Below are 6,600 nucleotides of genomic sequence, written 5' to 3'. Positions count from 1 at the left end.
CAACGCCATCCGCCGGCAGGTCGAGGAGAACGGCACCATGCCCAACATCCCGCCCAAGGCCAACCGGCGCTGGAAGAACTGCTTCTCCCCGGTCCTCTACCGCGACCGCAACGCCATCGAACGGATGTTCTGCCGCCTCAAGGATTTCCGCCGCGTCGCCACGCGATACGATCGAAACGCCGTCAACTTCCTCGCAGCAGTCTGCATCGCAGCGACCGTCAGCTACTGGTTATGAGTCCAGACCCTAAGCCGCGGTGCTCCCAGAACTTGCTCCTGCAACGTCTGCTATTCGAACCCCCTTGAACGTCGGCTTCTGGCGCAAAATGTCCACAGGGCACTGAACGACGGAATCAACAGAGGCGCCTGTTCTTCGGTCGTACGCTCACGTGACGGAATCGGGCATATAAGAGAGGGCAGGCCGGTCACGGCTGACCATCGCGTCGCGCAGATGTCGGATGAAGGCAAGTACACCAGGCGACGGCGGCCGGTCTCTGCGCGTGACGATGCCGTAGGAGCCCATGATCGGCGGCAGCTGCACGGGAAGCCGAATGAGCAATCCGTTCCTTGTGCAGAAATGGGCGACGTCGGCCGGCATCACAGCCAGCATGTCGCTTTCCCGCAGCAGTGCCACCATCATCATCATCGATGACGTCTCGACCAGATCCTGCGGCTGACGCGGACCCATGAGAGCAAAGACCGGCGCCAGGACCTTACGCATCGGACTGCCCGCAGGGAGTAGCGCCCAAGGCCAGGATGCGAGGTCGCCCAGCGTCAGCGGCAGGACATCCGCGAGTGGATGTCCGATGCGCGAGACGATATGGAGCGGCTCCTCGATCATCTCGGTGTAGTCGAATTCGGGGCGTCCTTCGAGCACCAGGGGGCGCGCCAGCAGAACGTCGAGATCGCCTTTGGCGAGAGCTGGCACCAGAGCGTCGCTGGTGCCAGTCTCGACCGACACGGCAAGGCTCGGATGTTCCTGCTTCAGCCGTGCGACGGCTCGGGCGAGCAGAAAGGGAACCGCGCTGATGACGCCACCGATCCTGTCCCGCCGCGCCGGAGGCCAGCGCTTCAAGCTCGAGCCTCGCCCGGTCGAGATCGGCCAGAAGCAGCCGAGCATGCCGAATCATCACGCCGCCATAGATGGTCGGCGTCATGCCGTTGCTGCCGCGATCGAACAACAACTTGCCGATGGTGCGCTCGAGATCCTGCAGGAGTTTTGTCGCCGACGGCTGAGTCAGGTTCAGCGCTGCTGCTGCCTTGCGGAGGCTCTTCTCGTCGTCAAGCGCAACCAGCAAAAGCATCTGACGGCTTTTGATACGCTTCAAGATTGCCACAGCGGCGAGATCGAGACTGCTCATGCCCTAGCGTCCAAGCGATATCTAATTTCATATCACCATATCGTAACTCTTGATTATTCGGGAATACCGAAGCGAGCTATCTCTGTGACCTAAGAAGGCCTGCGGCACGTATCGCCGGCCACATGAGGAAACGGCTCTCGGCAAGGCAAACGTGTCCTGCCCGCGCCCCTCGTCAATCAACGTTCGCCTTCCAGCGGCAGGGGAAACACCATGGCAGGCATCCAGCAGACTCGGACCTATCTCGGCGCGGGCCTGGATACGGCGGCGGCAACCAGCGTGCGCTGGCGCATCTTTGGAATTGTCTTCGTATTGGTGGTCATCAATCTGATCGACCGCACAGCACTCTCGATCGCTATGCCCACCATCGCCAAGGAGTTCAGCCTCGAGCCGGCGATGCAGGGTTTAATCCTGAGCGCGTTCTTCTGGAGCTATGCGCTGCTGCAGATCCCAGGCGGCTGGCTGATCGACCGCTTCGGACCGCGCGCGCTGATAGCTGGCGCGACCATCGGCTGGGGCATCTTCCAGTCGGTTGCGGGTGTTGCCACCGGCGGAGTCTCGCTGCTGCTCAGCCGTATTGGCTTGGGCGCAGCTGAGGCGCCGTTGTTTCCGGCTGGCGCGAAGCTGAACTCTTTGTGGCTCTCGGCGAAGGAGCGCGGACGCGGCGCTGTGCTGATGGACAGCGGCGCTCCGCTGGGTGCGGCCTTCGGCGGCGCGATCATCGCATGGTTGATCCTGACCTTCGATTCCTGGCGCACGGCCTTCTTGGTAGCAGGCGTAGCAACGATCCTGCTCGGCTACGTCGCGTGGCGGTATCTGCGCGACGATCCGGCCGTGCATCCAGGCGTCAACGCCGCCGAGCTCGCCATCATTCAGGATGCCGGTTCGCCGCAATTGGCTGTCTCGGAAGCCTCACGCAGCATCACGCCGCGCTCTCTCGCCGCGATCCTGCTCGGTCGGATGAGCTGGGCCATGATCAATTTCGGCGTCCTGACGTGGGGGCCGAGCTATCTCTCTCAGGCGCGCGGCTTCGACCTGAAGCAGATGGGCGGCGCGACCTTCGTGATCTTCCTGTCAGGCATGTTCGGCTCGCTTTGCAGCGGGTTCCTCGTCGACAAGCTGCAGGAGCGCGGCATGGCGCGCGGCAAGGTCTACAAGCTGGCGCTCGGCATCAGCGGCCTCGGCGTGATGCTGGCATTCTTGGCCTTGCCGCAAGTGGCCGATCCAATTGCAGCCGTCGCCCTGCTGTCCGTGACGCTGTTCCTGCTTTACTTCGGCAGCCTGTACTGGAGCCTTCCCGCTATCCTCACCTCCAAGGACAAGGTCGGTATCGTCGGCGGCACGATGAACTTCGCCGGAAGCGCCAGCGGCATCGCCATTCCGATCATCGCCGGGCTGATCCTGCAGGCGACGGGGACCTATCTCATGGTGCTTTATTACTTCGCAGGATGCGCCGCGCTCTACGTCATCGGCACCATGATGATCGACTTCAAAAGCGCACCGGCGAGTTAAGGGGCGAGCCGTGAAGGAAGGCAGCATCTGGACAGGTCCGATCGTCGACGCGCATCAGCATTTCTGGGACCCGATCACCAATCCACATCCCTGGCTCAAGCCGGACGCGAAAATCCCATTCCGCTACGGCGACTACTCCGCCATCAAGCGGCGCTATTTGCCGGACGACTACTTTGGTGACACCGCCGAGCATGATGTCCGCCAGACCGTCTATGTCGAAACGGAGTGGGATGATCGCGACCCACTTGGGGAAACTGCCTATGCCACGACCATCGCCAAGCGCTTCGGGGTGCCCAACGCCATCGTGGCCCAAGCCTGGCTCGACCGGGACGACGCAGAGATCGTTATTGCGGGCCAAGCAGCCTGTCCGCTCGTACGTAGTGTGCGCCACAAGCCCGGCGGGCCGGCCTATCCCGATACGGTGGGTTCGGAGCGGACGCTCATGGGCGACGAGCGCTGGCGTCGCGGCTTCGAGACTCTAAAGCACCATAACCTGCATTTCGACCTCCAGACGCCTTGGTGGAATCTTCCTGAGGCATGCGACCTGGCGCGCTCGTTTCCCGACACCACGATCATCCTGAATCATGCCGGCTTGCCGTCGGATCGCAGCGCGGAGGGCCTGACATGCTGGCACGGAGCCATGGCGCGGTTAGCCGATTGCCCCAATGTCCGTGTCAAGATATCCGGCTTGGGCCAGGCTGGTATTCCCTGGACCATCGAGGCCAATCGCTGGATTGTCGAGGAGATCGTCGCCATGTTCGGGGCCGAGCGAGCAATGTTTGCCAGCAATTTCCCCGTCGACAGCCTGTGCGCCTCGTTCGACACGATCTACGCCAGCTTCAAGCAGATTGCCGCACGCTACACCTTGGCCCAACAGCGACGTCTATTTTGCGACACTGCGCGCGAGACCTATCGTTTGCCGCCCGTCGCAGCGCGATAACCAGAAAATGCGGTCTATTATCTTGCGTGCATCGAGCGCAACGTGCCGGTTCTCAGTTATCCTCGCTCGGCGCTCCTGTTCAGGAAAGCATTCGTGCGTGTCGCGGAGCAACAGCCGCAGATAGCTTCACACGCGGTCATGGGCCCGTACGGAATTCTTTGAATTAGCGTCTGCTTTTCGGCAGAGGACGAACGTCCGAAAGTGGCGCCGTGCTGAAAGACGTGATGGGAGGTTAACGCTGATCTTCGGCCTCAAGGTCACTTGGTACTGTCGGCAACTTCCGACGCGGTCAAGGACCCGCGCGGAACGCCTCGAATACCAGCCCACGCAGCCAGCGATGGCCGGCATCGGCATTCATCCGCGGGTGCCAGATCTGCGACACAACGATCTCCGGCATCGGGATCGGCAGGTCAAATAGCACCATGTCGTATCCCGCCAAGGCCAGGCAAGCCGAGCGGGGAACGAGGCCGAGGAGATCTGAGGCCGAGACCACTGCGATCACCGCCGAAAAGCCCGGAACGATGACGACCACCCGTCGGGAAAGCCCGTGGAGTGCCAGCGCCTCGTCCGCGGGGCCCGACCGACCCCGCCGCCGCGCGAACACCACATGGCCCCAGGCGCACAGGCGTTCCGGCGTGACCGGCGTATCAAGGATCGGGTGGCCTGGGCGCGCTACGCCGACATAGGTATCGCGATAGAGGGTTTGGGTACGAAGCTCGCCCCCGTTCGCGGGGATCACACCGATTTCGAGATCGACCGGGCCGTCTCGTAGCGGCCCGATATCCTTGTCGGGCTTCGCCACGAAGCGCAGCCGCACACCAGGTGCCAGGGCGGACACCGCCGCGCTTAGCTTTGCCGCATAGAGCTGCGTGAAGGCGTCGTTGGCGCGGATGATGAACTCGCGCTCCATGCTCTTCGGGTCGATCGGCTTCGGCGGCCGCAACACGGTCTGCGCGCCCAGACGCAACGTGCGAACCTGTTCGGCGATGGCCTCGGCATGAGGTGTGGGCACCAGCACACGGCCGGCCGGCGCCAAGATCGGATCGCCGAGCGCCTCCCTGAGCCGTGACAGGGTCCGGCTCATTGCGGAGGTGCTTAGCCCAAGCCTGAGTGCAGCTCGCGTCACGCTGCGTTCCTGAAGCAGGACATCGAGGGCGTTCAACAGGTTCAGATCGATGTCAGGCATGGCGTCCAGTGCAAGCATCAGTTGATTTTGTTGCGTCTGGTGCAAACTCAGGCTGCGGCTTACCAGAATGGAAGCTAACACGGAACGCCCCTATGCTGCTGCAACCTGCTTTCGATCCCCATGATGACGGCCTGCCTGCGCCACGCCGCTATTTCGCGATAGCCGTCCTCCTCCTCACCCTGGTGCTCGTCGTGCTCGACGGCGCCATGCCAACATCGCTCTGCCCTCGATCGCCGCTTCGCTGCACGCCAGCCCAGGCGATGCCGTCTGGGTCGTTTCGAGCTATCAGCTCGCTGTCCTGGTTGCTCTGCTGCCTTGCGGCGCCATCGGCGAGATGGTCGGGCCTCGGCGAGTCTTCCTCGCGGGCGTCGCGCTCTTCACCTGGCCTCGGCGGCCTGCGCCCTCTCTAGCACGCTGCCCATGCTGGTGGCGGCGCGGTTCGTGCAGGGTCTCGGCGGCGGCGCGGTGATGGCCCTTGGCGTGACGAATTTGCGGCTTTGCGTGCCGCACCGCCTCCTCGGCACGATCATCGGGGTCAATGCGATGACGATTGCCATCGCCTCGGCCGCAGGACCTGGCATTGCCGGCGCTATCCTCGCGATCGCGAGCTGGCCCTGGCTCTTCGCCGTCAACATCCCGCTCGGTATCGTCGTCTTGGCATCGGGCGCCGTTCTGGTCCGGACGAAAGGCGTGGCCCGCCGGCTGGATGGCGGGGCGATGGCCGCCAACAGCCTGATGTTCGTCCTGTTCTTCCTCGGTGCCGACCGCGTCGCGCAGTCACCGGTAACGGGTGGCCTCCTGATCGCTGCGTCGGTCGCCTGCCTCGTCCTGCTGCTGCGGATCGAACGTCGGAAAGCCGCGCCGCTCGTGCCGACCGATCTTTTCGCCGCCCCGGCCTTCCGTGTCTCCGTCATCGCATCGGTCTGCTGTTTTACCGGCCAGATGCTGGGCTTGCTCGCCTTGCCCAGCACGGGCTCGGCATGATGGCGACCCAGGCGGGCCTTTACATGATGGCCTGGCCCGCGGCAGTCGCATTGATTGCGCCGATATCCGGATGGCTGGCCCAACGCGTGAAGACGGCCTGGCTCTGCGCCATGGGTGGCTTTCTGCTGGCACTCGGACTTGCCGGGGTCGGCCTGCTGCCGGCCGGTCCGCACGAAGCGACCTTCATCGTGAGCACGGTCATCGCCGGCCTCGGCTTCGGCCTTTTCCAGAGCCCGAACAACCGCGTCTTGCTTCTCTCGGCGCCCAAGGCCCGCAGTGGCGCAGCTGGGGCCATGCAGGGCACGGCGCGGCTGACCGGACAGACGCTCGGGTCCGTCGCGATGGCCACTATCTTCCAGGTCGCCCCGCCTGCGATGGCTCCGGAGGTTGCCCTGGTGTTGGCCGCAGCCTTCGCAGGCCTCTCCGCGCTCGTCAGCCTCGGGCGCGTGCGCCATGAGAGTTTAAGCTGAAGGGCAATTTTGTTCGCTCATCGGCTGGAACGGAAGCCTGCATGGATGCGGTATGTCTTGATGGATATCTTGCGTGGGTCGGCCGGGGAGCGACCTCACCAGTTTCGCCGTCCTCAACCGAAAATCCGTGCCTGAGTTGCTCCTGATTGTCCG

4 protein-coding genes and 3 pseudogenes are annotated in these 6,600 nt (G+C 63.6%); 4 read left to right on the top strand and 3 right to left on the bottom strand.

The window, feature by feature from the left end; all coding sequences use genetic code 11:
• Positions 1-235, top strand: a pseudogene (locus AC1DR6_RS22065) (IS5/IS1182 family transposase); the annotation flags it as partial.
• 147 nt (positions 236-382) lie between these two features.
• Here AC1DR6_RS22065 and AC1DR6_RS22060 read toward each other — a convergent pair.
• Together AC1DR6_RS22060 and AC1DR6_RS22055 are read right to left on the bottom strand one after the other, a co-directional pair.
• Positions 383-1,117, bottom strand: a complete 735-nt coding sequence (locus AC1DR6_RS22060) for a LysR substrate-binding domain-containing protein (RefSeq protein ID WP_476831420.1) — start codon at positions 1,115-1,117, stop codon at positions 383-385.
• Positions 1,118-1,193: 76 nt separating this feature from the next.
• Positions 1,194-1,301, bottom strand: a pseudogene (locus tag AC1DR6_RS22055) (helix-turn-helix domain-containing protein); the annotation flags it as partial.
• A 267-nt stretch (positions 1,302-1,568) separates the two neighbouring features.
• Here AC1DR6_RS22055 and AC1DR6_RS22050 point away from each other — a divergent pair.
• Together AC1DR6_RS22050 and AC1DR6_RS22045 are read left to right on the top strand one after the other, a co-directional pair.
• On the top strand, positions 1,569-2,867 hold the full coding sequence (locus AC1DR6_RS22050; RefSeq protein ID WP_476831419.1) for an MFS transporter: 1,299 nt from the start codon (positions 1,569-1,571) through the stop codon (positions 2,865-2,867).
• 10 nt (positions 2,868-2,877) lie between these two features.
• On the top strand, positions 2,878-3,807 hold the full coding sequence (locus tag AC1DR6_RS22045; protein WP_476831418.1) for an amidohydrolase family protein: 930 nt from the start codon (positions 2,878-2,880) through the stop codon (positions 3,805-3,807).
• A 289-nt stretch (positions 3,808-4,096) separates the two neighbouring features.
• Here AC1DR6_RS22045 and AC1DR6_RS22040 read toward each other — a convergent pair whose 3' ends face one another.
• Positions 4,097-4,993: a LysR family transcriptional regulator gene (locus AC1DR6_RS22040; protein WP_476831421.1), complete on the bottom strand. Its 897-nt coding sequence runs from the start codon at positions 4,991-4,993 to the stop codon at positions 4,097-4,099.
• 92 nt (positions 4,994-5,085) lie between these two features.
• Between AC1DR6_RS22040 and AC1DR6_RS22035 the strand changes: the two are divergent.
• Positions 5,086-6,447 (top strand): annotated as a pseudogene (locus AC1DR6_RS22035) (MFS transporter).
• Positions 6,448-6,600 lie beyond the last annotated feature (153 nt).

The sequence above is a fragment of the Allobosea sp. P5_A5 genome (assembly GCF_056400625.1).
This window is presented reverse-complemented; position numbering and strand designations above follow the sequence as displayed.